At 74.2% G+C, this 24190-nt stretch carries 21 protein-coding genes; 15 read left to right on the top strand and 6 right to left on the bottom strand.

What is annotated here, in order from left to right:
- Window positions 1–62: 62 nt before the first annotated feature.
- From Y09_RS02705 to Y09_RS02680, 6 genes are all read left to right on the top strand, one after another.
- Window positions 63–1229, top strand: a complete 1167-nt coding sequence (locus tag Y09_RS02705; protein WP_053916121.1) for a hypothetical protein — start codon at window positions 63–65, stop codon at window positions 1227–1229.
- Complete coding sequence (locus tag Y09_RS02700; RefSeq protein ID WP_053916120.1) at window positions 1226–2431, top strand: TadA family conjugal transfer-associated ATPase; 1206 nt, start codon at window positions 1226–1228, stop codon at window positions 2429–2431. Before Y09_RS02705 ends, Y09_RS02700 begins: the two co-directional genes overlap by 4 nt.
- On the top strand, window positions 2428–3519 hold the full coding sequence (locus tag Y09_RS02695; protein WP_053916119.1) for a type II secretion system F family protein: 1092 nt from the start codon (window positions 2428–2430) through the stop codon (window positions 3517–3519). Before Y09_RS02700 ends, Y09_RS02695 begins: the two co-directional genes overlap by 4 nt.
- Before the next feature lie 117 nt (window positions 3520–3636).
- Complete coding sequence (locus tag Y09_RS02690) at window positions 3637–3837, top strand: DUF4244 domain-containing protein (RefSeq protein ID WP_010549540.1); 201 nt, start codon at window positions 3637–3639, stop codon at window positions 3835–3837.
- Window positions 3837–4232 (top strand): TadE family type IV pilus minor pilin, encoded by a 396-nt coding sequence (locus tag Y09_RS02685; RefSeq protein ID WP_053916144.1) that lies wholly within the window; start codon window positions 3837–3839, stop codon window positions 4230–4232. The genes Y09_RS02690 and Y09_RS02685 overlap by 1 nt, the downstream gene beginning before the upstream one ends.
- On the top strand, window positions 4229–4567 hold the full coding sequence (locus Y09_RS02680; protein WP_053916118.1) for an Rv3654c family TadE-like protein: 339 nt from the start codon (window positions 4229–4231) through the stop codon (window positions 4565–4567). The genes Y09_RS02685 and Y09_RS02680 overlap by 4 nt, the downstream gene beginning before the upstream one ends.
- A gap of 61 nt (window positions 4568–4628) precedes the next feature.
- Here Y09_RS02680 and Y09_RS02675 read toward each other — a convergent pair whose 3' ends face one another.
- Window positions 4629–5972 (bottom strand): heparan-alpha-glucosaminide N-acetyltransferase domain-containing protein, encoded by a 1344-nt coding sequence (locus tag Y09_RS02675; protein WP_053916117.1) that lies wholly within the window; start codon window positions 5970–5972, stop codon window positions 4629–4631.
- Window positions 5973–6144: 172 nt separating this feature from the next.
- The gene (locus Y09_RS02670) at window positions 6145–8589 is read right to left on the bottom strand and encodes a DEAD/DEAH box helicase (protein WP_053916116.1); all 2445 of its coding nucleotides are present in this window, start codon (window positions 8587–8589) and stop codon (window positions 6145–6147) included.
- A 93-nt stretch (window positions 8590–8682) separates the two neighbouring features.
- On the opposite strand from Y09_RS02670, the gene Y09_RS02665 reads away from it, so the two are divergent.
- The 9 genes from Y09_RS02665 to Y09_RS02625 all read left to right on the top strand — a co-directional run bounded on the left by Y09_RS02665 (window position 8683) and on the right by Y09_RS02625 (window position 20918).
- Window positions 8683–10308 carry a methyltransferase gene (locus Y09_RS02665; RefSeq protein WP_053916115.1) on the top strand — a complete coding sequence of 542 codons (1626 nt, stop codon included), beginning with the start codon at window positions 8683–8685 and terminating at the stop codon, window positions 10306–10308.
- Window positions 10305–11285, top strand: coding sequence for a phosphatase PAP2 family protein (locus Y09_RS02660; RefSeq protein WP_053916114.1), 981 nt, complete (start codon window positions 10305–10307; stop codon window positions 11283–11285). The genes Y09_RS02665 and Y09_RS02660 overlap by 4 nt, the downstream gene beginning before the upstream one ends.
- Window positions 11286–11386: 101 nt before the next feature.
- The gene (gene topA, locus Y09_RS02655) at window positions 11387–14089 is read left to right on the top strand and encodes a type I DNA topoisomerase (protein ID WP_053916113.1); all 2703 of its coding nucleotides are present in this window, start codon (window positions 11387–11389) and stop codon (window positions 14087–14089) included.
- 299 nt (window positions 14090–14388) lie between these two features.
- Window positions 14389–15741: an ABC transporter substrate-binding protein gene (locus tag Y09_RS02650; protein ID WP_053916112.1), complete on the top strand. Its 1353-nt coding sequence runs from the start codon at window positions 14389–14391 to the stop codon at window positions 15739–15741.
- Entirely contained in the window at window positions 15738–16892 is a 1155-nt protein-coding gene (locus tag Y09_RS02645) for a carbohydrate ABC transporter permease (protein WP_053916111.1), read from the top strand. The genes Y09_RS02650 and Y09_RS02645 overlap by 4 nt, the downstream gene beginning before the upstream one ends.
- Complete coding sequence (locus Y09_RS02640; protein WP_053916110.1) at window positions 16889–17752, top strand: carbohydrate ABC transporter permease; 864 nt, start codon at window positions 16889–16891, stop codon at window positions 17750–17752. Before Y09_RS02645 ends, Y09_RS02640 begins: the two co-directional genes overlap by 4 nt.
- Window positions 17753–17881: 129 nt before the next feature.
- Entirely contained in the window at window positions 17882–18955 is a 1074-nt protein-coding gene (locus Y09_RS02635) for a Gfo/Idh/MocA family protein (RefSeq protein ID WP_053916109.1), read from the top strand.
- Window positions 18952–19743, top strand: coding sequence for a dTMP kinase (gene tmk, locus Y09_RS02630; RefSeq protein ID WP_010549528.1), 792 nt, complete (start codon window positions 18952–18954; stop codon window positions 19741–19743). Before Y09_RS02635 ends, tmk begins: the two co-directional genes overlap by 4 nt.
- Window positions 19740–20918 carry a DNA polymerase III subunit delta' gene (locus tag Y09_RS02625; protein WP_053916108.1) on the top strand — a complete coding sequence of 393 codons (1179 nt, stop codon included), beginning with the start codon at window positions 19740–19742 and terminating at the stop codon, window positions 20916–20918. The genes tmk and Y09_RS02625 overlap by 4 nt, the downstream gene beginning before the upstream one ends.
- A 140-nt stretch (window positions 20919–21058) precedes the next feature.
- Here the strand turns inward: Y09_RS02625 and Y09_RS02620 are convergent, their stop codons facing one another.
- The 4 genes from Y09_RS02620 to nth form a co-directional block, all read right to left on the bottom strand.
- On the bottom strand, window positions 21059–22102 hold the full coding sequence (locus Y09_RS02620) for a DUF3027 domain-containing protein (RefSeq protein ID WP_053916107.1): 1044 nt from the start codon (window positions 22100–22102) through the stop codon (window positions 21059–21061).
- 1 nt (window position 22103) lies between these two features.
- A complete protein-coding gene (locus tag Y09_RS02615; RefSeq protein ID WP_053916106.1) occupies window positions 22104–22490 on the bottom strand; it encodes a cold-shock protein in 387 nt (128 codons plus the stop codon).
- A gap of 270 nt (window positions 22491–22760) precedes the next feature.
- Window positions 22761–23459, bottom strand: a complete 699-nt coding sequence (locus Y09_RS02610; RefSeq protein WP_053916105.1) for a CoA pyrophosphatase — start codon at window positions 23457–23459, stop codon at window positions 22761–22763.
- Entirely contained in the window at window positions 23456–24151 is a 696-nt protein-coding gene (gene nth, locus Y09_RS02605; protein WP_053916104.1) for an endonuclease III, read from the bottom strand. The genes Y09_RS02610 and nth overlap by 4 nt, the downstream gene beginning before the upstream one ends.
- Between the last annotated feature and the right edge of the window lie 39 nt (window positions 24152–24190).

Here is a 24190-nt window from a genome sequence, read left to right as displayed (position 1 = left end):
CGTCCGTCCACCGTCGCGCCGACGGCCTGTCGTCCTCCGCCCGTGCTCGCCACGATGGCGGCATGACCAGCACGATCGCCTCCGCCGCCGACCGCTCGCCGAGCTCTGCAGGACCCGAGCGGACCTCAGCTCCCGCCTCCCTCGACCCCTCCCCGGCCCGCGCGCCGCGACGTCCCCGCTCCCGCTTCCCGGGCGCCGGGCAGGTCCGCGCCGAGAGCCCCGGCAGGCCTCGTCGGGGTGTCCGATGGGTGGGACCGGAGGGTCCCCTGCGGGAGCTCGTGGCGGACCATGCCACGGCGGCCGGCTCCTGGCTCCTCGAGGAGCCCCATGAGACGGCGGGCTGCACCGTCGTCCCTGCCGACGCCCTCCGCGACGGCGCGCTCCGCTCCCCCGGCGCCGCCCAAGGCCGTGCCCCGCTGATCGTCGTCCTCGCCGCCGAGGAGGTGCCCGGCGAGCTGTGGCCCCTCGCGCTCGACGCCGGTGCCCTCGCGGTCCTGCCGCTGCCCTCGGCCTCGGAGGAGCTGCTCTCGCGCCTCGCCGAGCTCACCCGCACCCGCTCGGGCGCCCGCCTGATCGGCGTGACCGGAGGGTGCGGCGGGGCCGGTGCCTCGAGCTTCGCCGCCCGGCTCGCCGGGGCCGCGCGCCGCCACGGCCCCGTGGCGCTGCTGGACGCGGATCCGCTGGGCGGAGGGCTCGACCTGCTGGTCGAGGCGAGCGGTGCCCCGGGCCTGGACTGGTCGCAGACCGCGTCGCTCGGCGTCGACGACGGGGAGGCCCTGCGCTCGGGCCTGCCGCGCATCGACGAGGTGCACCTGCTCGTGGCCGGGGAGAGGCCCGGACCCGACCAGGAGGACCTGCCGCGCGTGCTCGCGGCGCTCGGCCCGCTCGACGGAACGGTCGTGGTGGACCTCGCCGCTGCGCTCGTCCCCTGCACGGTCCCGCACCTGGACGAGCTCCTGCTGGTGCTGCCCGCGAGCGACCACGCGGTGCGGTCCGCCGCGCGGCGGCTGCGGGAGTGGTCGCCGCCGGCCGGGCTCACGAGAGCGGTGGTGCGCCGCGGCGGCGGGCTCTCCCCCGCCGACGTCGCCGAGGACCTCGGCCTCCCCCTCGCCGTCTCCTTCCGCGACAGCCCCCGCGGCGCGGTCCCGCTGCTGGACGTGCGACGCCGAGGTGCGGATCGCGCCGCCCGTGAGCTGGTCACCCAGCTCCTGAGGCAGGAGCCGGCATGAGCGGCCGGAGCACGGACGAGGGCGCCCTCGACACCCTGCTCGCCGGAGTGAGGGAGGACCTGGTGCGCTCCCCCGGCGCAGTGGACGTGCCGCGGATCGCGCGGGTGCTGCGCGCCCAGGGGCGGGTGCTGGGCGCCGCGGCGACCCTCGAGCTGACCGCGCGGGTGCGGGACCACGTCGACGGCCTCGGCCCCCTGCAGGGGCTCGTCGCCTCCGGGGTCACGGACCTGCTGGTCAACGACGACGGAACGGTCTGGGTCGACGACTCGGGCGGGCTCCGTCCCGCGGGGCTCCGGCTCACCGCCGGCGAGGCGAGGGATCTCGCGGTGCGCCTGGCGACATCGGGCGGTCGCCGCCTCGACGACGCGGTGCCCTGGGCAGATGCGCACCTCCCCTCCGGGATCCGCTTCCATGCCGTGCTCCCGCCGCTCTCCCCGGGCGGGGCGATCCTCTCGCTGCGCCTGCCCTCGCAGGAGCGCCTGGACCTCGACGATCTCGAGCGCCTGGGGGCGCTGACCCCCGCTGTGCGGGAGGTGCTCCGCGCGCTGGTCCGCTCCCGGGTGCCCTTCCTGGTCACGGGCGGCACGGGCACCGGGAAGTCGACGCTGCTCGCTGCGATGCTCCACGAGGCCCTGCCGCAGGAGCGCATCGTCGTGGTCGAGGACGTGCTCGAGCTCGCCGTGGACCACCCCCATGTCGTGCACCTGCAGTCGCGGCACGCGAACAGCGAGGGCGCGGGCGCCGTCGACCTCACCGCGCTGGTGCGGCAGAGCCTGCGCATGCGGCCGGATCGGATCGTGCTCGGGGAGTGCCGCGGCGAGGAGATCCGCGAGCTCCTGCAGGCGCTGAACACGGGGCACGACGGCGGCTGCGGCACGGTCCACGCGAACAATGCGGCGGACGTCCCGGCCCGGCTCGAGGCGCTCGGCGCCCTCGGTGGGCTGGACCGCGGCGCGCTCGCCGCGCAGGTGGCGAGCGCCCTCGAGGTCGTCGTGCACCTGGGCCGACGCGACGGGCTGCGCGTGCTGGAGGAGATCGCCGTGCTCTCGCGCGGAGGGGACGGGATGCTCACCGCCCGGACCGCGCTGCGCTCGCAGGCCGGGACGCTGCGGGAGGGGCCGGCCGCGGAGCATCTCGCCTCCCGCCTGCATCGCGGGGCGGACGAGGGGCCCGTCCGGGCAGCGGGACGGAGGGCGGCATGATCCCCGTCCTCGCCGTCGGCGCCCTCGCGCTCGTGCTGCTGTGGGTGCTCGTCCCGCCCCCGCTCCCCGCCGGAGCGCCGGTGAGGGCCTCCCGGTCCCGCCGCGCCCCCTCGGGTCCGCTGGACCTGGCCCGCACGGTCGAGCAGCTCGCGAGCGTGATCAGCTCCGGGGCGAGCATCCGGCAGGGCTGGGGCGCGCTCGCGCGCACCCTTCCCGACGGGGACCTGCGGGATCTGGCCCGCGCCTCCGCCGCCGGAGCGGATCCGCGCCGCGCGGCGGGCGGACGGCTGCGCGGTGCGCCGACGGTCGCCTCGCTCGGCGCCGCGCTCGCGGTGTGCGAGCGGACGGGTGCCCCGGCCGCCGTGATGCTCCAGCACCTCGCCGACGCCCTGCGCGACCTCCACGACGCCGCGCAGGCGCGGCGCAGCGCCTTCGCGGGCCCGCGCTCGACCGCCCGGATCCTGCTCGTGCTGCCGCTGGCCGGACTGGGCCTCGGCATGCTCCTGGGCGGCGACCCGCTGCGGCTCCTGGTCGCCTCGACCTCGGGACGGCTGCTCGGCGGGGCGGGGATCGGTCTGACGGTGCTGGGCTGGTGGTGGATGCGCCGCCTGCTGCGCAGCGCCGACCCTCCCCTGCGCACGGAGGTGGACCCGTCGGTGGCGCTCGAGCTGATCGCCGGGGCGCTCGAGTCGGGGCTGCCGCTGTCCCGTGCCCTCGCCGCGGTCGCCGCGGCACTGCCGGGAGGGACGGACGCCGAGGCGATGCGGGCCGTCGCCTCCGCCCTCGCCGCCGGGGTCCCTGCACGGCTCGCGGTCGACACGCTCCCCGCGGAGCTCGACGCCCTGGGACGCTCCGCCGTGCTCGCGGAGGAGACCGGCGCGGATCTCGCGAGGGTGCTGCGCTCCGCGGCGCGGGACGCCCGTCGCGGCCGCGCCCGGGACGCCGAGGTGCGCGCCGCCGAGCTCGCCGTCCGCCTCGTGCTGCCCACCGGAGCGGCGCTGCTGCCGGCCTTCGTCGCCCTCGGCATCGTGCCGACCGTGATCTCCCTGCTGGGCGGCACCCTCTCCCTCACCTCCGGCGGAGCGTGAGGCCACGGATCACCGGGACGGTCCCGGTCCGTCGTCCCCGCCCGGGGACGGCGACGGCGGCGGGAGCCGCCACCGCGGGACGGCGAGCGCCGCCCCGCAGAACGAAGGAGGAGCACCATGCACTGCACGAGGAACCGACTGCGCCGGACCCTCGCCCGCCGCTGGCGGGACGAGACCGGCGCCTCCACCGCCGAGTACGCGATCACCGTGCTCGCGGCCTGCGGCTTCGCCGCCGTCCTGGTCGCCCTGCTGGCGTCCGGGGAGGTGCGGACCCTGCTGATGGGAATCATCACCTCCGCCCTGTCGATGGGGTCGTGATGATGCGGTCCGCCCGGTCGTCCCGCCTGCGGGACGACCGGGGGTCCGCCACGGCGGAGACGGCGATCGTGCTGCCCGTCGTGGTGGTGATGGTGGTGGTCGTGCTGCTGACCGGTGCGGGCCTGGCCTCCCAGCTGCGGCTCGAGAGCGCGGCGCGCGGCGCGGCGCGGGAGCTCGCACGGGGAGAGGAGACCGCGGCGGCGGTCGAGGTCGCGGAGCGGATCGGCGGGGAGGGCACGGCCGTGTCCGTCTCGGGATCCGGCCAGTGGGTGCGGGTCGAGGTGACGCGCACGCTGCAGGCCCCCGCGGGGCCGATGTCCGGCGCGTCCTGGTCCCTCAGCGCCGACGCCGAGGCACGGCTCGAGCCGCAGCTGCTCGAGAGAGGGACGCCATGAGCACGTCGAGCGCGTCGGTGCTGGCCTGGACGGGGACGACGACCACGGTGGTGGCCGCCCTCGCGCTGCTGGGCGGCGGGGTGCTCGCCCGGGCCGAGGCGGGCACCGCCGCGGATCTCGCCTCCCTCGCGGGCGCCGATGCGCTCGCGGTCGCCCATCCGCACCCCTGCCGGGTGGCGGCGGAGACGGCCGAGCGCAACGGCGCGAGGCTCTCCGGCTGCGAGCAGCGGGAATGGGACGTGCTCGTCCGGGTCGAGGTCGACGCCGGAGCGCTCCCCTCCGCGGTCGCGGAATCGAGGGCGGGCCCCGGGCCGTCGGAGGTCCCGGAGACGTGAGCGAGGACGGGCTCCGCAGGAGACGAAGGCCCCGACGCCGCAGCGACCTGCCGCCAGCGACCTACCGGACGGCGGACCTCGGGGCGGGGCCGGGTGCCGCGGCGGGGACCGCCTGCCCGGCGCGCCGCGCGGCCCAGGCGGTGACCCGCTCCAGCGGTCCGCGCCCCTTGAGCGCGGACCAGGCGGTGCAGGCCACGAGCAGCACCACGGCGGAGGCGACCCAGACGCGGTCGTCCTCGATCCATCCGCCGGGCCCGGCGAGCACGACCAGGGAGACCAGGTGCACCGAGTAGGCGGTCAGCGGCATCGATCCCATCGCCGACAGCGGCAGCAGCACCCAGCGCAGGGGTCGCGCGATCAGCAGCAGCCCTCCGATCACGGCGAGCGCGATCCCGCCCGAGCGGAAGATCTCCAGCGTCGAGCCGGAGTGCGGCGTCAGCGAGATCACGGACTCGCCGAGCTCCCACGCCGGGTCCATCTCCGCGAGGGACTCCCCATAACCGTCCCAGCCGAGGCCGGGCTCGTCCTCCTCCTCGGCGCTCTCCTCGACGACCGCGCTCGGTGCCGCGGACTCCGCCTCGGGCCCGTACACCTCAGGGGCGAGCGTGCCGAGCAGCGCCGCGAGCGCCATCCCGGCCACGGTCGCGAGCACCGCGGCCCCCGCGCCGATCGCGGCGATCCTCGCCGCCACCCCGGGACGGTCCAGCGGCATCCGGCCCAGCGCCATCCCCAACAGGATCAGCGGCGCCCAGGAGGTGAAGCGATAGCTGCCGATCAGCACGAGATCGGCGCCGGGGCCGTAGGAGCCGAGCGAGAGCATTTCGGCGAGCGTGACCAGCACCGGCCCGAGCAGCGCGATCGGCAGCGCGAGCAGGAGCAGGCGGGAGGGGCGCAGCCGGATCACGGGCAGCGCCGCGATGTACACGACCCCGTAGAAGGTGAGGATCACCGCGACCCCGGTGCCCATCATCTCGAGCACCAGGCCGATCAGGAAGATCGCGATGCCCCGGCCCAGCAGGGAGGCGCGCAGCCGCGGCAGCTCGGCCGGCTCCGGGATCCGCCGCCGCCCGGTCACCAGGGCGATCGAGATCCCCGCGAGCACGGCGAAGAGCATCGAGGAGTTGCCGTGCACGATCGAGAGGTAGCTGGCCGGCCAGGTCGGGTCGAAGGGCGGGATGTCCCCGACGTGCGCCCCGATCATCCCGAGGATCGCGAGGGCGCGGGCGATGTCGAGGGCGTTGACGCGCGGCGGGGAGACCAGGGCGGCCAGCCTCTCGCGCGGACCGCGGCGCGCCGGAGCACCGGACCGCGCAGCCGGGGCCAGATCCGTCCCCGCGCTGCCGGTCGCTGCACTGCCGGTCGCTGCAATGCCGGTCGCTGCAATGCCGGTCGCTGCGCTGTTCATCGGCGGCTCCTCAGCCCGATGCGGCCATGCCGCTCCACCCGCACCGCGGGGAGCTGCTCGAGAGCGGGCCCCGACGGCCGCGCCCGTCCCGGGCGTCGCACCCCAGTATGGCCCCGAATCGGACATTTCATCCATCGCGGAGGGGTGCGGTGCGTCCGTCGGCGCGCCGCCCTCACTCCTCGAGCAGCCCCAGGAGCCGCACGGCCTGCGTCTTCGACAGGGGCTCGTTGCCGTTGCCGCACTTCGGCGAGACCACGCAGGCCGGGCAGCCCGCCTCGCAGCCGCACTCGGCGATCATGTCCGCCGTGGCCCGCACCCAGGCGGCGGCATCGTCGGCCCCGCGCTCGGCGAAGCCCGCGCCGCCCGGTGCCCCGTCGTACACGAAGATCGTCGGCTCCCCGGTGTCCTCGTGCTGGGCGGCGGAGAGCCCGCCGATATCCCAGCGGTCGCAGGTGGCCAGCAGCGGGAGCATCGAGATCGCGGCGTGCTCGGCGGCGTGCAGCGCCCCGGGCAGCTCCTCGGCGGGGATCTCGGCGGCGTCGGTGCGCTCGCGCGGGACCACCCACCACACGGCCTTGGTGGTCAAGGTGCGCGGCGGCAGGTCCAGCGGGTGCTGGGCGAGGACGGCCTGCGTGAACACGTCCCGCACCTGGTAGCCGGTGACCTGGTCGGTGACGTCCACGGTGCCGAAGCACAGCCGCACCCCGTCCTTCCAGGGCACCTCGCGGTCCACCTGGCGGATCCGCAGCGTCGAAGCGGACTGCGGATGGGTGGAGTGCAGCGGGTCCTCCCGTCGCACGAAGGCGACGGCCTGGTCCACGTCCAGTCTGTTCACCACGTAGCTGCGGCCCTGGTGGAGGTACACCGCGCCGTCGTGGACCTGGGTGTGGGCGCTCGCGGCGTCGACCGTGCCCAGCAGCTCCCCGCCCGCCTCCTCGACGATCCGCACCGGCTCCCCGCCGCTGCCGCGCAGGTCGGTGAGCTCGTGCGCGGACTCGCTCAGCGTCCAGTACCAGCCGGTGGCGCGGGAGCGGAGCACGCCGCGGGCGGCGAGGGTCGTGAGCAGCTCCCGCGCCGTCGGCCCGAAGATCTCCTCCTCGCCGTCGCGGATCGCGAGCTCGGAGGCGGCGGCGCACAGGTGCGGGGTCATCACGTAGGGATTCGCGGGGTCGAACACGGCCGCCTCGACCTCGGCGCCGAACACCGTCTCGGGATGGTGGACCACGTAGGTGTCCAGCGGGTCCTCGCGGGCGACGAACAGGGCCAGGGAGCCGCCGCCCGAGTCCTGCCGGCGGCCGGCGCGGCCGAACTGCTGCCACAGCGAGGCGCGGGTGCCGGGCCAGCCGGCGACGACCACGGCGTCCAGCCCCGAGATGTCGATCCCGAGCTCGAGGGCGTTGGTGGAGGCCAGGGCCCGCAGCTCGCCGCTGCGCAGGGAGTCCTCGAGCACGCGCCGCTCGCGGGCGAGATAGCCGCCGCGATAGGCGGCGATCCGCTGCGCGGCATCGGCCAGGCGCGCATCGGCGCCCTCCTCCGCCTTCTGCCCCAGCAGGCGCCGCGCCCCGGTGGAGACGAGCTCCGCCCCGCGCCGCGAGCGGGCGAAGACGAGGGTCTGCACGTCCCGCTCGACGAGATCGGCGAGCAGCGCGGCGGCCTCGCTGGTGGCCGAGCGACGCAGCGGCTCCTCGCGACGGCCCTGCCCATCCTCGTCGGGGCCCTCGTCCTCCTCGCCGTCGTTCGCGTCGCGGCCCGGCTCCTCCCACCGCGCCGGGTCGCCGCGGCCGTCCACGCGGGTGCGCGTGCCCGGCTCCCACAGCCCGATCGTGAGCCCGGCCCGGGGCGAGCCGTCCTCGGTGACCGCCTCGACACCCCGTCCGATCAGCCGTGAGGCGGACAGCTCCGGGTTCGCGGTGGTGGCGGAGGCGAGCACGAACGTGGGATCGGCCCCGTACCGCGCGGCGATCCGGCGCAGGCGCCGCAGCACCATCGACACATGGCTCCCGAACACCCCCCGGTAGCTGTGGCACTCGTCGATCACCACGTAGCGCAGCGCCCGGAAGAAGTGGGCCCACTGCTCGTGCCCGGGCAGGATCCCGAAGTGGAGCATGTCGGGGTTGGTGAGCACCACGGTGCCGTGGCGGCGCACCCAGCGGCGCTGCTCGGCCGGGGTGTCCCCGTCGTACACGGCGATGCGGGCGTCGCGGATCCCGGCCCCGTCGGCGAGCGCGGTGATGTTCGTGAGCTGGTCCGCGGCGAGCGCCTTGGTGGGCGAGAGGTAGAGCGCCGTCGCCCGGGGCGCCCCGGGGTCGATCTCCCGCGCCCCGATCGCGGTGAGGGTCGGCAGCAGGTAGGCGAGGGACTTGCCGGAGGCGGTGGCGGTGGCGAGCACCACGTCCTGGCCGTCGTGCGCCAGGCGCGCCGCCTGCTCCTGGTGGATCCAGGGGGCGGTGATGCCGCTCTCGGCGAGGTGGAGGACCAGGCGCGGGTCGGTCCACTCCGGGAAGGTGCCCCGTCGGCCCTCGCGGGCGGGGCGCCGCTCGACGTGGGTGAGGCAGCCGTGGCGGATCAGCGGGGCGCTGAGGTCGGCGAGCAGCTCCGAGGCCCTGCCTGCCCGCATCCCTCACCGTCCTCCCGCGTCCCCACAGGGTCTGCGCATTCTCCGCACGTCCTCCCCGGAATCCTCCGGGCGCGCTGGGGCACAATCGTAGCCATGCCCGCCACCGCCCCGGAGCACGCACCGGCCGCCGCCCCGACCGTCCTGACCGCCCAGATCGCGGCCCTCGGCACTGACCTGCGCGAATCCCGCTACGTCACCGAGCACCTCGAGGAGGTCCTCGGCGCCGTCGCCTCCGCCGCGCTGCGTCGCGAGGACCCGGCGCCGGCCCGTCGCCGGCTCGCCGGGAGCACCGATCCGGCCGCGACGCTCCTGGCCCTGTTCGTGCTCGGCGAGACGCTGCCCGCGGCCCGGGTCGCCGCGGCGCTGCCCACCCTCGGCCTCGACGGCGCGCAGCGGCTCGGCCTGCTCGCCCCCGCCGACCGGCCCGCCGGCGACCGGCCCACGGCCGACGGGCATGACGGGCACCCCGCCGACGGGTCCGCGGCGGACGGGCCCTCCGTCCGCGCCCTCGTGGACCTGGCCCCCTACGCCGCCGAGGACGATGCCGGCCCGCTCCACTGGTGGATCGCCTCGGACCTCTCCGAGCTCGCGACCGGCGCCCCGCTCTCCCCCGAGCACGTCCTCGGCGTGGGCGGCGCCTCCCTCACCCTCGCCCGGATCACGCCTCGCACGCCCGTCGGCCGAGTGCTCGACCTCGGCTGCGGCGGCGGGATCCAGGCGATGCACGCCTCCCGCCACGCCGAGCACGTCGTGGCCACCGACCTCTCCGAGCGTGCCCTCGCCTTCGCCGCCTTCAACGCCGCGCTGAACGGGATCGAGCTCGACCTGCGCCGCGGCTCCCTCCTCGAGCCCGTCGCCGGCGAGGTCTTCGACCTCGTCGTCTCCAACCCGCCCTTCGTGATCACGCCCCGCGCGGGCGACGACGAGCACGACCCCTGGACCTACCGCGACGGCGGCCGCGCCGGCGACACCCTGCTCGCCGAGCTGCTCGCGCAGCTCCCCGCGCACCTCGCCCCGGGCGCGAGCGCCGTCATGCTCGGCAACTGGGAGATCACCGACGAGGAGGACGGCTTCGCGCATCCGCGGGCATGGCTCGAGCCCGCCCTCGCCGACGGAGTCGACGCCTGGGTGCTGCAGCGCGACCGCGAGGACCCCGCCGAGTACGCCGGGACCTGGGCCCGCGACGGCGGGATCACGCCGCGCGATCACCGCTGGGACGCGCTGATCGACGCCTGGCTCGAGGACTTCGCCTCCCGCGCGGTCGAGGGCATCGGCTTCGGCTACCTGCTGCTGCGCCGTCCCGACGCCGGCCGACGGGGCCTGCTGCGCACCGAGCTCACGACCGGCACCGGGAGCGGCACCCTCTCGGAGCACCTGGCCGCCTCCCTCGCCGCGCTCGACCGCCTCTCCGCGCTGGACGACGAGGCGCTCGCCGCGACCCGCCCCGTCCGCGCCGAGGACGTCGTGGAGCGCCGCCATCTCACCCCCGGCCAGTGGGACCCGCTCCTCATCGAGCTGGTGCAGGGGGCGGGCCTCGCCCGCACCGTCCCCGCGGACCAGGCGCTCGCCGCGACCGTCGGCGCGCTCGACGGGACGCTCACCCTCGGCCAGGTGATCGCTGCGGTCTGCGCCCTCACAGACGCCGACGTCGAGGAGACCCGCGCCCGGATCCTGCCCGCCGTGCGCGAGCTCGCGCTGACGGGGATGGTGACCCTGTGACGGCGCCCGAGGCCCTCCCCGCGGCGGAGCCCGCACCGCCCTCCCCCGTCGGCCTCGCCCGGCCGCTGCTGTCGCTGCTGGTCGCCGCGGTGTGCGGCGCGGCGGTGGTGCTGATGGCCCGCGGCGCGGTCGGCACCGCGAGCGGTCAGCGGCTGGACCAGCTGACCCTCTCCGGCTCCCGGAACCACGACGGCCTCCTCTCGCGGATCGCGGAGCTCGCGGTGGAGACGGTGAGCATGCCGGTGATCATCGCCCTGCTCGCGCTCACCGCCGTGGTCGCGCTGCTGCGACGCCGTCCCGCGCTGCTGCTGCCGCTGGCCTCGCTCGTGCTCGGCGCGAACCTCACCACCCAGGTGATCAAGCACCTGCTGGTCAGCCGCGAGGTGCTGGGCCCCGGCATCGAGCCGACCACGAACTCCTTCCCCTCCGGCCACTCCACCCTCGCGGCGACGACGATGATCGCGCTCGTGCTCGTCGCCGGACGGGCCCGGCCGCTGGTCGCCCCGCTCGGCCTGCTGTGGAGCGGCGCCGCCGGCATCGGCACCCTCGTCACCGGATGGCACCGGCCCAGCGACGTGATCGGCGCGATCGCGGTCAGCGCCGCCTGGACCTTCCTCGTGCTCGGGGTCGACGGCCTCCACACGAGGCGGCGGCTCCGCCACGCGGCCGCGCACGCCGGCCGGGGGCGGCGACGTCGCGGACACGACCTCCGCCAGGACGTGCCGCGCCTGCCGCGGGCCGAGCTGGCCTGCGCCCTCGTGCTCGGCGCGATCGGCGCCGTCGGCCTGGTCACCGGGGCCGCGGGCATCGCCGGCCTCCCCCTCCCGCTGGACCTCGCCGACCGGGCCTCGCAGCTCGCGGCCTTCCGCGCCACCGGCGCCGTGATCGCCGGCGCGACCGCCGTCTGGGTGGCGCTGGTCATGGTGCTGCGCACGCCGAGCGTCCTGCGGGCACCTCCGGCGGAGCGTGTACCGTGAGCAATCGCCGCGCGCCGAGTCAGCGCCCGGCGGAGATGCGACCCCGCGACGGGGCGTGACGTACGGCCGCGAGCGACGCGGCGAGGAAGGACGCAGGCGACGTGACAGGCGGACGGCATCTGGTGATCGTCGAGTCCCCGGCGAAGGCACGGACCATCGCCCGGTATCTGGGCGATGAGTACGACGTCAAGGCGTCGGTGGGCCATATCCGCGACATCCCCGTGCCCCGAGACCTGCCCGCCGAGATGAAGAAGGGGCCGTACGGGAAGTTCGGCGTCGACGTCGAGGGCGGCTTCGACCCGTACTACATCGTCAGCCCCGACAAGAAGAAGACCGTCGCGGAGCTGAAGAAGTCCCTCAAGGACGCCGACACCCTCTACCTCGCCACCGATGAGGACCGCGAGGGCGAGGCGATCGCCTGGCACCTGCTGGAGACCCTCAAGCCCAAGAAGTCCACGCCCGTCAAGCGCATGGTGTTCCACGAGATCACCAAGGACGCGATCCAGGGAGCGCTGGAGAACACCCGCGACCTCGACGCGCACCTGGTCGACGCGCAGGAGACCCGCCGCATCCTGGACCGCCTGGTCGGCTTCGAACTCTCCCCCGTGCTGTGGCGCAAGATCAAGCCGTCGCTGTCGGCCGGGCGCGTGCAGTCCGTCGCGACCCGCCTCGTGGTCGAGCGGGAGCGGGAGCGGATGGCCTTCGTCGCCTCCGACTACTGGGACGTGACCGGCACCTTCGGCCCCGACGCCGAGCAGTTCACCGCGAAGGTCCAGACCGTCGACGGCGCCCGCGTCGCCACCGGCAGCGACTTCGCCGACGACGGCACCCTCAAGCCCCGCTCGAAGAGCGCGACGATCCTCACCGAGGCCTCCGCCCGCGAGCTCGTGCAGGTCCTCGACTCCACCCCGGCGACCGTCACCTCGCTGGAGTCCAAGCCCTACACGCGCCGGCCCGCCGCCCCCTTCACCACCTCCTCGCTGCAGCAGGAGGCCAGCCGCAAGCTGCGCCTCGGCGCGCGCCAGGCCATGCGCGTCGCGCAGTCGCTGTACGAGAACGGCTACATCACCTACATGCGCACCGACTCGGTGACGCTCTCGGGCGAGGCGATCCGCGCCTCCCGCGCCCAGGCCGCCGAGCTCTACGGCTCCCAGTACGTGCCGGACAAGCCCCGCGTCTACACGAACAAGTCGCAGTCCGCGCAGGAGGCGCACGAGGCGATCCGCCCCGCCGGCGACCACTTCCGCACCCCGGCGGACGTCGCGGGGCAGCTCTCCGGCGACGAGTTCCGCCTCTACGAGCTGATCTGGAAGCGCACCGTCGCCTCGCAGATGGCCGACGCGAAGGGCACCACCTCCACCGTCGAGCTGAAGGTCGAGAACGAGGGCCGCAGCGCGACCTTCCGCGCCGCCGGCACCGTGATCACCTTCCGCGGCTTCCTCGCCGCCTACGAGGAGGGGCGCGACGCCTCCCGCTACGGCGACGACGACAAGGGTGACGACAAGCGCCTGCCGCAGATGGAGGAGGGCCAGACCCTTCCCACCCGCGAGCTGGTCCCCGACGGCCACACGACCACCCCGCCCCCGCGGTACACCGAGGCCTCGCTGGTCCGGGCGCTCGAGGACCGTGGCATCGGCCGTCCCTCGACCTACGCCTCCACCGTCGCAACGATCCAGGACCGCGGCTACGTGCTGCGCCGCGGCACCGCGCTGGTGCCGAGCTGGACCGCCTTCGCGGTGGTGCGCCTGCTGGAGGAGCACTTCGGGCCGTTCGTCGACTACGACTTCACCGCTCAGATGGAGGCGCAGCTTGACCGCATGGCCCGCGGCGAGCTGGGACGCGCGGACTACCTGCGCGACTTCTACCTCTCGGACGGCTCGGGCGATGCCCCCATCGGGCTGAAGCCCATGGTCGACGACCTCGGCGAGATCGACGCCCGCGCCATCAACTCGATCGAGATCGGCGAGGGGATCACCCTGCGCGTGGGCCGCTACGGCGCCTACGTCGAGCAGTACCCGACCGACGAGGACGGGAACGTCGTCGAGGGCACGGACCCGCGCCGCGCGAACGTCTCCGACGAGGTCGCGCCCGACGAGCTCACCGTCGAGAAGGCCAAGGAGATGCTCGAGCGCGCCAAGGACGACGGCCGCGTGCTCGGCACCGACCCCGAGACCGGCCACGAGATCATCGCCAAGGACGGCCGCTACGGCCCCTACGTCACCGAGGTGCTGCCGGAGCCCGAGAGCACCGACGGCAAGAAGGTCCCCAAGTCGAAGCAGCCGAAGCCCCGCACCGGCTCGCTGCTGAAGTCGATGGACCTCTCGACCGTCACGCTCGAGGACGCGCTGAAGCTGCTGAGCCTGCCGCGCGTGGTCGGCACCGCCGCGGACGGCACCGAGATCACCGCCCAGAACGGCCGCTATGGCCCGTACCTGAAGAAGGGCACCGACTCGCGCTCGCTGGAGACCGAGGAGCAGATCTTCTCGATCACCCTCGAGGAGGCCGAGAAGATCTGCGCCCAGCCGAAGACCCGGGGCCGGGCCGCCGCCAAGCCGCCGCTCAAGGAGCTCGGCACCGACCCCACCTCGGAGAAGCCGATCGTCATCAAGGACGGCCGCTTCGGCCCGTACATCACTGACGGCACCACGAACGTCTCCTTGCGCGCGACGGAGAAGGTCGAGGAGATCACGGAGCAGGTCGCGATCGAGAAGCTCGCCGAGAAGCGCGCCAAGGGACCGGCGAAGAAGCCCGCCGCCCGCCGCACCACCACCACGCGGAAGAAGTCCGCCTCCGCGAAGAAGTGAGCCGGCGCCGACAGACGCGGCAGCGCGTCCGTCGGCGCCTTCGGCGCGGTCCGGTCGGCAGCCGTGCTGCCCGCCCCGCGGTCCCCGTCCGCCTCCCCGGAGGCGCTCGTCGACCGTGGGGCGATCACGATGGGTGCGCGAAGCGGCAGGAAGCGCCATGCAAGCGGTCAGTACCGTGCACTGCAGGTAGACATCGTCGCATCGACCGGCGGTGGGGAGCACCGAGCCCGCGCCTGTCCGACATTTCCGGCTTACAGTGAGCTCACGTGCTCGAAGCGGACTCACGAAGGAGTGGACTCATGGATCGACGCCCGAGTCGGCGCACGGTCATGGCCGGGGGCGCGGCCGCTGCGGCCGCGCTCGGCGTGACCGGATGCCTGCAGAACCCCGACCCGTCCCGCGGAGGCGGCGGAGGAGGTGGTGGGGAGAAGTACGTGGAGGGACAGGTCCCCGGTCCCGGGACCGTCAGCGTCCTCGGCGCCTTCGGCGGTCAGGAGGAGGAGGCCTTCCTGGCCTCGCTCGCCGCCTTCGAGGAAGAGTCCGGGATCTCCGTCCAGTACTCGCCCGATCAGGACTTCACCACAACCATCCAGCAGCGGGTGGGCTCCGGCGACGCCCCCGACGTGGCACTGTTCCCCCAGCCGGGCGGTCTCTTCGACCTTGCCGCGCAGGGGCACATCACGGCGATCGACGCCTTCCTCGATTACGACTCGCTGAACTCGACCCTGATTCCGGGCTTCCTCGACTCCGCCCGCTACCAGGGCCGCGTCTACGGCGCCCCGATGAGGATGGCGTGCAAGTCCCTCATCTGGTACCCGAAGAAGGCGTACGAGGAGGGCGGCTACTCGACCGAGCCCGCCACCATGCAGGAGCTCTACTCCATCGCCGACGAGATCAAGGACACCGGTATCGCTCCGTGGTCCGACGGCTGGAACTCCGACCAGGCGACGGGCTGGGTGGGCACCGACTGGATCGAGGAGTTCATGCTCCGGGTCCATGGCCCGGAGCTCTACGACGAGTGGATCTACCACCGGATCCCCTTCAACTCCCCCGAGGTCGTCGAGGTCTTCGACATCCTGGGCGAGCTGCTGAAGACCGAGGGGAACGTGCTGGGCGGAACCGCCACGATCCTCAACACGCCCTTCTCCGAGGCCCCGCTGCCACTGTTCCAGGACCCGTCCCGGGCGATGTACGTGCGGCAGGGCAACTTCGTCACCGGCTTCCTCCCGGAGGACATCCTGGCCAACCTGGACGAGGAGGTCGGTGTGTTCGCGATGCCCCCCTGGGAGGGCGGCTTCGAGGGTCAGCCGATCCTGGGCGGCGGCGACCTCGCCGCACTGTTCACCCCCAACGACGACTCGGTCGCACTGATGAAGTTCCTGACCTCCCCGGAGTTCGGCGCCGAATGGGCGCAGGCCGGCGGTTGGCTCAGCCCGCACAAGACCTTCGACGCCTCGCACTACGCCGACGAGACCACGCGCCGCGTCGCGGAGATCGCTTCGAACGCCGAGGTGTTCCGCTACGACGGCTCCGACGTCATGCCCAACGCCGTCGGCGGCGGCAGCTTCTGGACCGGCATGGTCGAGTGGCTGAACGGCTCGAAGAGCGCCCAGCAGGTGTGCGACGAGATCGAGGCGGGGTGGCCGCAATGACCGCCACGACGACCCGCTCCTCGGGCTCACCGGCGATCACGCCGCGTGAGCGGGCGGGATCCCCCGCCCGCCCGGCGCTGCTGATCCTGGGGGCGGTCGGGCTCGTGGTGTCCGTGTGGCTGGTGTGCAACGCCTTCCTCGCCTTCGCCTACTACCCGCAGTGGTTCCTGCACTCCAAGCTGATCATCGGCGTGCTGGGCCTGGTGTTCGGCATCGGCGGTGCGGTCGTGTTCTTCCGCTTCCTGAACATGATCATCGAGGGCCTCCCCTCCCGGCTCAGCGAGGGCCTGATCCCCTACGCCTTCCTGCTGCCGGCGCTGACCCTGCTGGGTCTGATGCTCATCTACCCGACGGTGCAGACGATCGTGTACTCCTTCGCGAATGCCGACTCCACCGCCTGGGTGGGCCTGGAGAACTACGGGGCGATCCTCGGCTCCGGGGAGTTCTGGCAGGCCATGCTGAACAACTTCCTGTGGATCCTGATCGTCCCGCTGATCACGGTCGCCTTCGGCCTCGCGGTCGCGGTGCTGGCGGACAAGCTCTCGGCCACCGGCGAGCGGGTCTCGAAGTCGATGGTGTTCCTGCCGATGTCGATCAGCTTCGTGGGCGCCTCGACGATCTGGGGCCTGATCTACGCGTTCCGCCCCCCGGACACCGAGCAGACCGGTCTGCTCAACGCGGTGGTGGTGGCCCTCGGCGGCGAGCCCCAGGCCTGGCTCCAGATCGACACCGCCCGGCTGAACTCGCTGCTGCTCATGGTGATCCTGGTATGGCTGCAGACGGGCTTCGCGATGGTGCTCATCAGCTCCGCGATCAAGGGCGTCCCCGAGGACACCATCGAGGCGGGCCGGATGGACGGCGCCGGCGAGGCGCGGATCTTCTGGCAGATCGTCTTCCCGCAGGTGCGGCCCACCCTTCTCGCCGTGTTCATCACGGTGCTGATCCTGGTGCTGAAGGTCTTCGACATCATCTACGTGATGACCAACGGCCGCGACAACACCGACGTCATCGCCAACCTGTACTTCCGCAAGCTGTTCGTGGAGCGCCAGGCCGGGGAGTCCTCCGCGATCGTGGTGGTCCTGCTGGTGCTGATCATCCCGGTCCTGGTCTACCAGGTGCGGTCCTTCAAGGCGCAGGAGGCGAACCGATGATGGGCACGATGAAGGACGGGCGTCCCCGCTCCCTGCTCGCGATCGTCGCCATGGTGGTGCTGGCCCTGCTGTGGACCGTCCCGACGATCGGGCTGCTGGTCACGTCGTTCCGCTCTCGCGAGGATGTCGCCTCGACGGGATGGTGGGACGCGCTGCTGAACCCCTTCGGAGCCGGCTGGACGCTGTCGAACTACGAGCGGCTGTTCGAGTCCACCTCGTCCGGGTCCTCGCTGCTGAACTCGGTGATCGTGGCGGTGCCGGCGACGGTGCTGCCGATCATGTTCGCGGCCTTCGCCGCGTACGCGTTCGCCTTCATGCGGTTCCCGGGCCGCGAGATCCTGTTCATCCTCATCGTCGCGGTGATGGTGGTGCCGATCCAGGTGGCCTTCCAGCCCATGCTGGACCTGCTGGGCCCGCGGGGGCTCGGGATCAACGGGCAGTTCGTGGCGGTGTGGCTGCTGCACACCGGCTTCGGCATGCCACTGGCGGTGTACACACTGCGCAACTACATGGCCACGCTCCCGAACTCGGTGATCGAGAGTGCGAAGATCGACGGCGCCTCGCACTTCCAGACCTTCTGGAAGCTAGCCGCACCGATGTCGATGCCGGCCATCGCCGCCTTCGCCACGCTGCAGTTCCTGTGGGTGTGGAACGACCTGCTCATCGCGAAGCTGTTCCTGGGCGGAGGCGACAACAAAACGATCATCGTGGACCTTCAGCAGATGCTGGGCACCCAGGGACAGGGTGAGGAGCTGCTGACCGCCGGCGCCTTCCTGTCCATGGTGATCCCGATGGTCGTGTTCTTCTCGCTGCAGCGCTTCCTGGTGCGCGGCATGACGGCGGGCTCCGTGAAGGGCTGAGCGGAGGGTCGAGCCGTCGGCCGGGCCTCGGCCAGGACGGACGGTCCTACGATTCAGCCATCGGCGCAACCGCATCCACAGCGTCCCCGGCACCCCCGTGGTGTCGGGGACGCTCGATAGATTGGACCCATGAGCCAGACCGACGAGAACCGCGGCGCCGTCCCGCCCGCCCTGGTCCTGCCAGAGTCCGCCGTCCCCGATCCGGCCTCGGCGCCGGGTCTGCGCTGGGGCGTGGTCTCCCCCGGGCACATCGCCGGCCAGTTCACCGACACCGCGCATCGGGCGACGACCTCGCGCATCGTCTCGGTCGTCTCCCGCTCCGCCGAGCGGGCCGCGGCCTTCGCCGCCGAGCACGGCATCGAGCGCTCCTTCGACAGCGTCGAAGGCATGCTCGCCGCGGGCGGCATCGACGCGGTGTACATCGCCTCCCCGCACGCCCAGCACCACGAGCTGGCCCGCCCGGTGCTCGAGGCCGGCGTGCCGGTGCTGGTGGAGAAGGCGTTCACCCTGAACACCGCGCAGGCCCGCGACCTGCTCGACCTCGCCCGGGAGCGGGGCGTGTTCGCCATGGAGGCGATGTGGGCGCGCTTCCTGCCGCAGTACGACCTGCTGCGCGGCGTGATCGGGGCCGGCCTGCTCGGCGAGATCGTCGAGGTCGCGGCCGACCACGGCCAGGCCATGCCCACCGACCCCTCCCACCGCATGAACGCCCCCGAGCTCGGCGGCGGGGCGCTGCTGGACCTCGGCGTCTACCCGATCTCCTTCGCGCAGATGGTGCTCGGCGATCTCGAGGACCTTGTCGTGCGCGGGGAGCTGACCCCCACCGGCGTCGACGCGACGCTCGGCCTGCTCGCCCGGGGCGTGCGCGGCGGGTTCGCGCGGCTCGGCACCACGCTGCGCACCCGCACCCCGGCCGAGGCGGTCGTCGCGGGCACTGCCGGCACGGCCCGCCTGACCGGTCCGTTCTACGCCCCGGGCACGCTCACCGTCGAGCTGCTCGACGGCCGTTCCGCGTCCTTCGCGCATCCTGGCACGCCCGGCGACGGGATGGCCTACGAGATCGCGGAGGCCGCCCGACGGATCACCGCCGGCGAGCTCGAGTCCCCCCTGATGAGCTGGGCGGACACCCTGGCGGTGATGGAGACGATGGACGCCGTCCGCGCCGCGCTCGGCGTCGTCTACCCCGGGGAGGAGGACGTATGAGCCGCACCGAGCCCGCCCCCGCGCCGCACGAGGACGCCCTGCAGGCCGCGGCACGGCACGCACCGGCCCTGCACAGCACCTCCCTGCGCATCCCCGCGACGCACCCGCCCCGCCGCGGCGTGTTCATCTCCTTCGAAGGAGGGGACGGCGCCGGGAAGTCCACCCAGATGCGGATGCTGCGGGACCACCTGGTCACCGAGCGCTCCGTCGCCGAGGACCTCATCCTCACCACCCGGGAGCCGGGCGGCACGCCGCTCGGCGAGAGCATCCGCGAGCTGCTGCTGCACGGGGAGCACGTCGAGCCCCGCGCGGAGGCGCTGCTGTACGCGGCGGATCGCGCCCACCACATCGCGACCGTCGTCCGCCCCCACCTGGCCCGCGGCGGGCTCGTGCTCGGGGACCGATATCTCGACTCCTCCGTCGCCTACCAGGGCGCCGGGCGCGAGCTCTCGCCGGAGGAGATCGCGGGGCTGTCGCTGTGGGCGGTCGACGGGCTGCTCCCCCATCGCACGATCCTGCTCGACGTGCCCACCAGCGCCCTGGACGAGCGGCGCGGACCCGCCGGAAAGGACCGCCTGGAGAGCGCGGGCCTGGAGTTCCACGAGGCGGTGCGCGAGGAGTTCCTCGAGCTCGCCCGCGCGGATCCCGAGCGCTACGCCGTGATCGACGGGACCCGCCCGCGCGAGGAGGTCCACGCGGAGGTGCTCGCCTCCGTCGCCGAGGTGCTGAGCCTGTTCGACCCGACCTTCGAGCCGGTGCCCCCGCCCCGGCACAGGGACGAGCAGTGACCGCGGCCGCGCAGGCGGCCGGAACCCCGCACGCGCCCGGGGTGTGGGCCGACGTCGTGGGCCAGGACGCGGCGGTCGCGCAGTTCCGCCGCGCCGCCTCCCCCGAGGGGTCCCTCGCCCAGGCCTGGCTGATCACGGGCCCGCCCGGCTCCGGCCGCTCCACCGCGGCCCGGGCCTTCGCCGCGACCCTGCAGTGCGAGCAGGGCGCCGGCTGCGGGCAGTGCCCGGCCTGCCGCACCACCCTCGCGGGAACGCATCCCGATGTCACCGTCGTCGCCACCGACAAGCTCTCCATCGCGAAGGAGGAGGTGCGCTCGCTGGTGATGACCGCGCAGCGCGCCCCCGCCACCGGCCGACACCGGGTGCTGGTCGTCGAGGACGCGGACCGCATGACCGCGGGCACCTTCAACGTGCTGCTGAAGTCGATCGAGGAGCCGCCGCCGTCGACGGTGTGGATGCTGTGCGCCCCCTCGGCGGAGGACCTCGCCCCCACGATCCGCTCCCGCTGCCGCCTGGTGACGCTCACGGTCCCGGACTCCGACGTGGTCGCGGAGCTGCTGCGCCGCCGCGACGGGATCGAGGACCAGCTGGCACTGCGTGCGGCGCGCGCCGCCCAGGGCCACATCGGTCTCGCGCTGCGCTATGCGACGCAGGAGGGGGCGCTCGGCGCGCGGGTGGAGTCGGCGCGCACGCTGCTGGCCCTGCGCACCGCCGGCGGCGCCGTGCTCGCCGCCCAGGCCCTCGTCGAGCGGGCGACCGCCGAGGCGAAGGAGCACGCGGACCAGGTCGCGCTCGAGGAGAAGGAGCGCTTCCTGCGCTCGGCCGGGATCGACGACGGGAAGGTGCCGCCCTCGCTCCGCTCCCAGATGCGCCAGCTCGAGGAGGACGCCAAGCGGCGCCAGACCCGTCTGGTCCGTGACGTGCTGGACCGGTACCTGCTGGACGCCCACTCGGTGCTGCGCGACGTGCTGAGCCGCCAGCTGGCCACCGGGTCGGAGTTGGTGAACGTCGACGTGACGGACGAGATCGAGCAGGCCGCCGCGAACGGCACGGGCCGCTCCACCCTCGCGCTGCTCGAGGCCGTGCAGGAGGCCCGTCAGCGGATCGCGGGGAACGTGCCGCCGCTGCTCGCGGTCGAGGCACTGCTCGCCCGGATCGCCGTCTCCCAGCGCTGACCCCGCCGGGCACCGGGCCGGATCCGCCCCGCGCGCCCACTCCCGGAGGTCACCGCGACGTCATGTGCGCCCCTGTTCCGGTTCTGGAACAGGGGCGCACATGAGCTGCGGGGAGCGGTCCGCCGGCCGGAGGCCGGGGATCAGTCCTCGGGAGAGTCCGCCTCGGGGATGTCGAAGGACAGGGCCGGGTGCTCCGTAGGGGCCTGCTCCTGCGCGGCCTGCTCCGGCTCGGCCGGCGCGGGCTCGGCGGCCGGCTCGACGAGCGCGACGTCCGCCGGGGCGGAGCTGCTGTCGGCGTGCGAGCCCCCGGCCTGGGCGGCGTCCTCGGCCTGGGACCCCTCGGCCCCGGCACCGTCGGCCGGTGCGGTCGCGTCCGCCGCGGCCTTCTCGTCGTCGACGACCTCGACGTCGAGCTCGTCGACGATCACACCCGCGCCGCAGGGGATCTCGGGCTCGCCGTCGTCCTGCCCGGTCTCGGAGTGGGCACCGCAGCCGTAGCCGAGGTGGACCACGCGGCCGTCGGCCGGGGACCACTCGTTGGTGCACACGCCGAACTCGGAGCGCAGGGAGCCGGAGAGCTTCGTCAGGAAGCCGCAGCTGGTGCAGCTCGCGGGGACCGTGCCCTTGCGGCCGCGGGAGGAGGTCTGGCGGGGGCCGAACTCGCCGGCCTGCCAGCGCTCGGCGGCCTCGCCGCGGCCCTCCTGCGAGAGCACGCGGGGGCGGCCGAGTCCCAGCTCCCAGAGGGCGACGCGGTCCTCGTCCTCGTCTCCGGTGGCCTCGTAGCCCTGCTCGAGCCGCTCGTCCTGCTCCCGGTAGGGCAGCAGGTCGTCGGCGCCGACGTCCTCGGGCTTCAACCGCTCGGACCACGGCTCCCAGGCGGGGGCGAGGATCGCGTCCTCGCCCGGCAGCAGCGCGGTCTCGGCGACGGTCGCGGCCTTCGCACGGGAGGCGCGGGCCAGCACGACCACCCAAGACCAGCCGCGGTAGCCGGGCATGGTGCACTCGAAGACGTGTGTGACCAGCCGCTCCCCCGTCGCCTCGACGCGGAGGTGCTCACCGACCTGTCCGGGCTCGGTGACGTCCTCGAGCGCCTCGCGGGCGAGCTCGACGGCGGCCGCGGCGACCGCGTCGAGCTTGGGACGTGCGGTGCGGGGACGGCGGGGGGCGGTGGTCGGGGACGTCATCTCAGGCCTCGAAGTTGTCGGCGACGGCTCGCAGCACGGTGGCGATCTTCTGGGAATGGCCGCGATCGGGGTAGCGGCCGTGGCGCAGCCCGGTGCCGGCGTCGTCGAGGAGCCGGATCAGGTCCTCGACCATGACGGCGAGGTCCTCGGGCTTCTGGCGGCGGGCGCGGGCGACCGACGGCGCGGGCTCGAGCAGCTGCAGGGAGAGCACCTGCGGGCCGCGGCGGCCGTCGACCATGTCGAACTCGACGCGGGCGCCGGGGCGGAGGGTCGTGACCCCCTCGGGCAGGGTGGTGGCGTGCACGTACACGCTCTGACCGTCCTCGTCGTCGAGGATGAAGCCGAAGCCCTTCTCGGCGTCGTAGAACTTCACCTTGCCTCGTGGCACCTGGATCCCATTCCTCATCTGGTGGTCGTCGTGGGGCGATTCTCGGATCCCGGGCACGTGCGGACCGGCGTGCCGGCCGCCTCCACCCGGGAGGCTGCCGGAGCGGGTCCGGCAACACTCCATGCTATCGCGAGCGAGCCGGAGGCGGCGAGCGGGTTCCTGTGAGGTGACGACGGCCACCGCAGGCGCCGACAGGACGGCGCGGGCAGGACCCGACAGGTCGAGGGCGCAGCGCAGCACCCTGCTCGACGGGACGGCACGGTCCCCCGCTCAGCGGCGACGCTCGGGCGGGATCTCGCGGGTCGGGGCGTCAGCCGGGACGGGGTCGAGGCCGAGCCCGGTGAGGACCTGCTCGAGGATCATCGCCGTGAAGCCCCAGACGAAGGCGTCCTCGGGCAGCTCGAACACGGGGCCGACGTCGTGCCCGTTCAGCCGGCCGCGTCGGCGCAGCGCGGCGTCGTCGAGGGAGTCGCTCCCGGTCAGCGGCGCCCACACCAGGCGCTCGACCTCGATCGGGTCCTGCACCCCGAGCGGCGGGACCTCGGCGGACCAGCTCAGCACCGGGATCACGAGCTGACCGCGCCAGGGCATCGGGATCGGGGCGAAGGCGCCGAGCACGTGCGCGTCGGCGGGGTCCAGCCCCGTCTCCTCCTCCGCCTCCCGCAGGGCGGTGTGCACGTCGTCGCGGTCGCCGGGGTCGCGCTTGCCTCCGGGCAGGGAGAACTGGCCGGGCTGGGAGCGCAGGCGGTGGCCGCGCTCCTCGAGGACGAGCCGGGCACCGGCCAGATCCGTGCCGGCGACGTGGATGAGCACGGCACTGCGTCGCCCGCCGTCGGTCGGCATCGGCGGGGAGCCGCGTCCGTCCCGACGCTCCACGAGCACGTCCCCGCGCCGGGCCCGCTCGGCGAGCGGGGCGAGGAAGCCGGCCCCGCCGGGGAGCCCCTCGGCCGACGGGACGGCCGCGCTCATGCCGCCTCCCCCGCGCTCGGGCAGAGGTCGGCCAGCACGCACTCCCCGCAGCGGGGCGCCCGCGCCGTGCAGACGCGGCGGCCGTGGAGGATCAGGCGCAGCCCGAGCATCGTGAGGTCCTCGGCGTCGGCGCCCGTGCCGTCGGCCTCCACCCGCGCCACGACGTCCTCCTCGACCGCTCGCGGGTCGGTGGCCGTCGTCCAGCCGAGCCGGCGCGAGAGCCGTCCCACGTGCGTGTCCACGGCGAGCAGGGAGCGGCCGAACCAGGCCCCGCGCACCACGTGCGCGGTCTTCCGGCCGACGCCCGGCAGCCGCTCGAGCGCGGCTTGGTCGTCGGGCACCTCCCCGTCGTGGTCCACGAGCAGCGCACGGGAGAGGCCGATGATCCGGCGCGCCCGGGTAGCGCCCATCCCGAGCGGGCGCACCTGCTCGGTGACCGCGTCCTCGTCGGCCTCGGCGAGAGCGGCCGGGCCGGGCCAGCGGGAGAACAGTCCGGGGGTGACCTGGTTGACGCGCACGTCGGTCGTCTGCGCGGAGAGCACGGTCGCGACCAGGAGTTCGAAGGCGTCGCGGTGGTCGAGCTCGGTGCGCGCACCGACGTGGAGGCGCTCGAGCCGGGCCGCGACGAGACCCGCGTCGGCGGGGGCCCCGGAGGCGGCCGCGGCGGGGCGGCGGGACGACCTGCTCGACATGCCGGAGACGTCTCCCTTCCTCGGTGATGGGCCACGACG

It is taken from the genome of Brachybacterium sp. SW0106-09 (genome assembly GCF_001293905.1).
Lineage (GTDB): Bacteria > Actinomycetota > Actinomycetes > Actinomycetales > Dermabacteraceae > Brachybacterium > Brachybacterium conglomeratum.
The sequence above is the reverse complement of the archived record's forward strand: the minus strand, read 5'-3'. Positions and strand labels throughout refer to the sequence as shown.

Excerpts from the sequence above, each read along its gene's own strand:
- Y09_RS02650 (WP_053916112.1), top strand. The coding sequence starts at position 14,389 with ATGGATCGACGCCCGAGTCGGCGCACGGTCATGGCCGGGGGCGCGGCC.
- Y09_RS02675 (WP_053916117.1), bottom strand. The coding sequence starts at position 5,972 with ATGAACAGCGCAGCGACCGGCATTGCAGCGACCGGCATTGCAGCGACC.
- Y09_RS02665 (WP_053916115.1), top strand. The coding sequence starts at position 8,683 with ATGCCCGCCACCGCCCCGGAGCACGCACCGGCCGCCGCCCCGACCGTC.
- Y09_RS02620 (WP_053916107.1), bottom strand. The coding sequence starts at position 22,102 with ATGACGTCCCCGACCACCGCCCCCCGCCGTCCCCGCACCGCACGTCCC.
- Y09_RS02705 (WP_053916121.1), top strand. The coding sequence starts at position 63 with ATGACCAGCACGATCGCCTCCGCCGCCGACCGCTCGCCGAGCTCTGCA.
- tmk (WP_010549528.1), top strand. The coding sequence starts at position 18,952 with ATGAGCCGCACCGAGCCCGCCCCCGCGCCGCACGAGGACGCCCTGCAG.
- Y09_RS02700 (WP_053916120.1), top strand. The coding sequence starts at position 1,226 with ATGAGCGGCCGGAGCACGGACGAGGGCGCCCTCGACACCCTGCTCGCC.
- Y09_RS02680 (WP_053916118.1), top strand. The coding sequence starts at position 4,229 with ATGAGCACGTCGAGCGCGTCGGTGCTGGCCTGGACGGGGACGACGACC.
- Y09_RS02670 (WP_053916116.1), bottom strand. The coding sequence starts at position 8,589 with ATGCGGGCAGGCAGGGCCTCGGAGCTGCTCGCCGACCTCAGCGCCCCG.
- Y09_RS02610 (WP_053916105.1), bottom strand. The coding sequence starts at position 23,459 with ATGAGCGCGGCCGTCCCGTCGGCCGAGGGGCTCCCCGGCGGGGCCGGC.
- Y09_RS02645 (WP_053916111.1), top strand. The coding sequence starts at position 15,738 with ATGACCGCCACGACGACCCGCTCCTCGGGCTCACCGGCGATCACGCCG.
- nth (WP_053916104.1), bottom strand. The coding sequence starts at position 24,151 with ATGTCGAGCAGGTCGTCCCGCCGCCCCGCCGCGGCCGCCTCCGGGGCC.
- Y09_RS02640 (WP_053916110.1), top strand. The coding sequence starts at position 16,889 with ATGATGGGCACGATGAAGGACGGGCGTCCCCGCTCCCTGCTCGCGATC.
- Y09_RS02690 (WP_010549540.1), top strand. The coding sequence starts at position 3,637 with ATGCACTGCACGAGGAACCGACTGCGCCGGACCCTCGCCCGCCGCTGG.
- Y09_RS02695 (WP_053916119.1), top strand. The coding sequence starts at position 2,428 with ATGATCCCCGTCCTCGCCGTCGGCGCCCTCGCGCTCGTGCTGCTGTGG.
- Y09_RS02685 (WP_053916144.1), top strand. The coding sequence starts at position 3,837 with ATGATGCGGTCCGCCCGGTCGTCCCGCCTGCGGGACGACCGGGGGTCC.
- Y09_RS02635 (WP_053916109.1), top strand. The coding sequence starts at position 17,882 with ATGAGCCAGACCGACGAGAACCGCGGCGCCGTCCCGCCCGCCCTGGTC.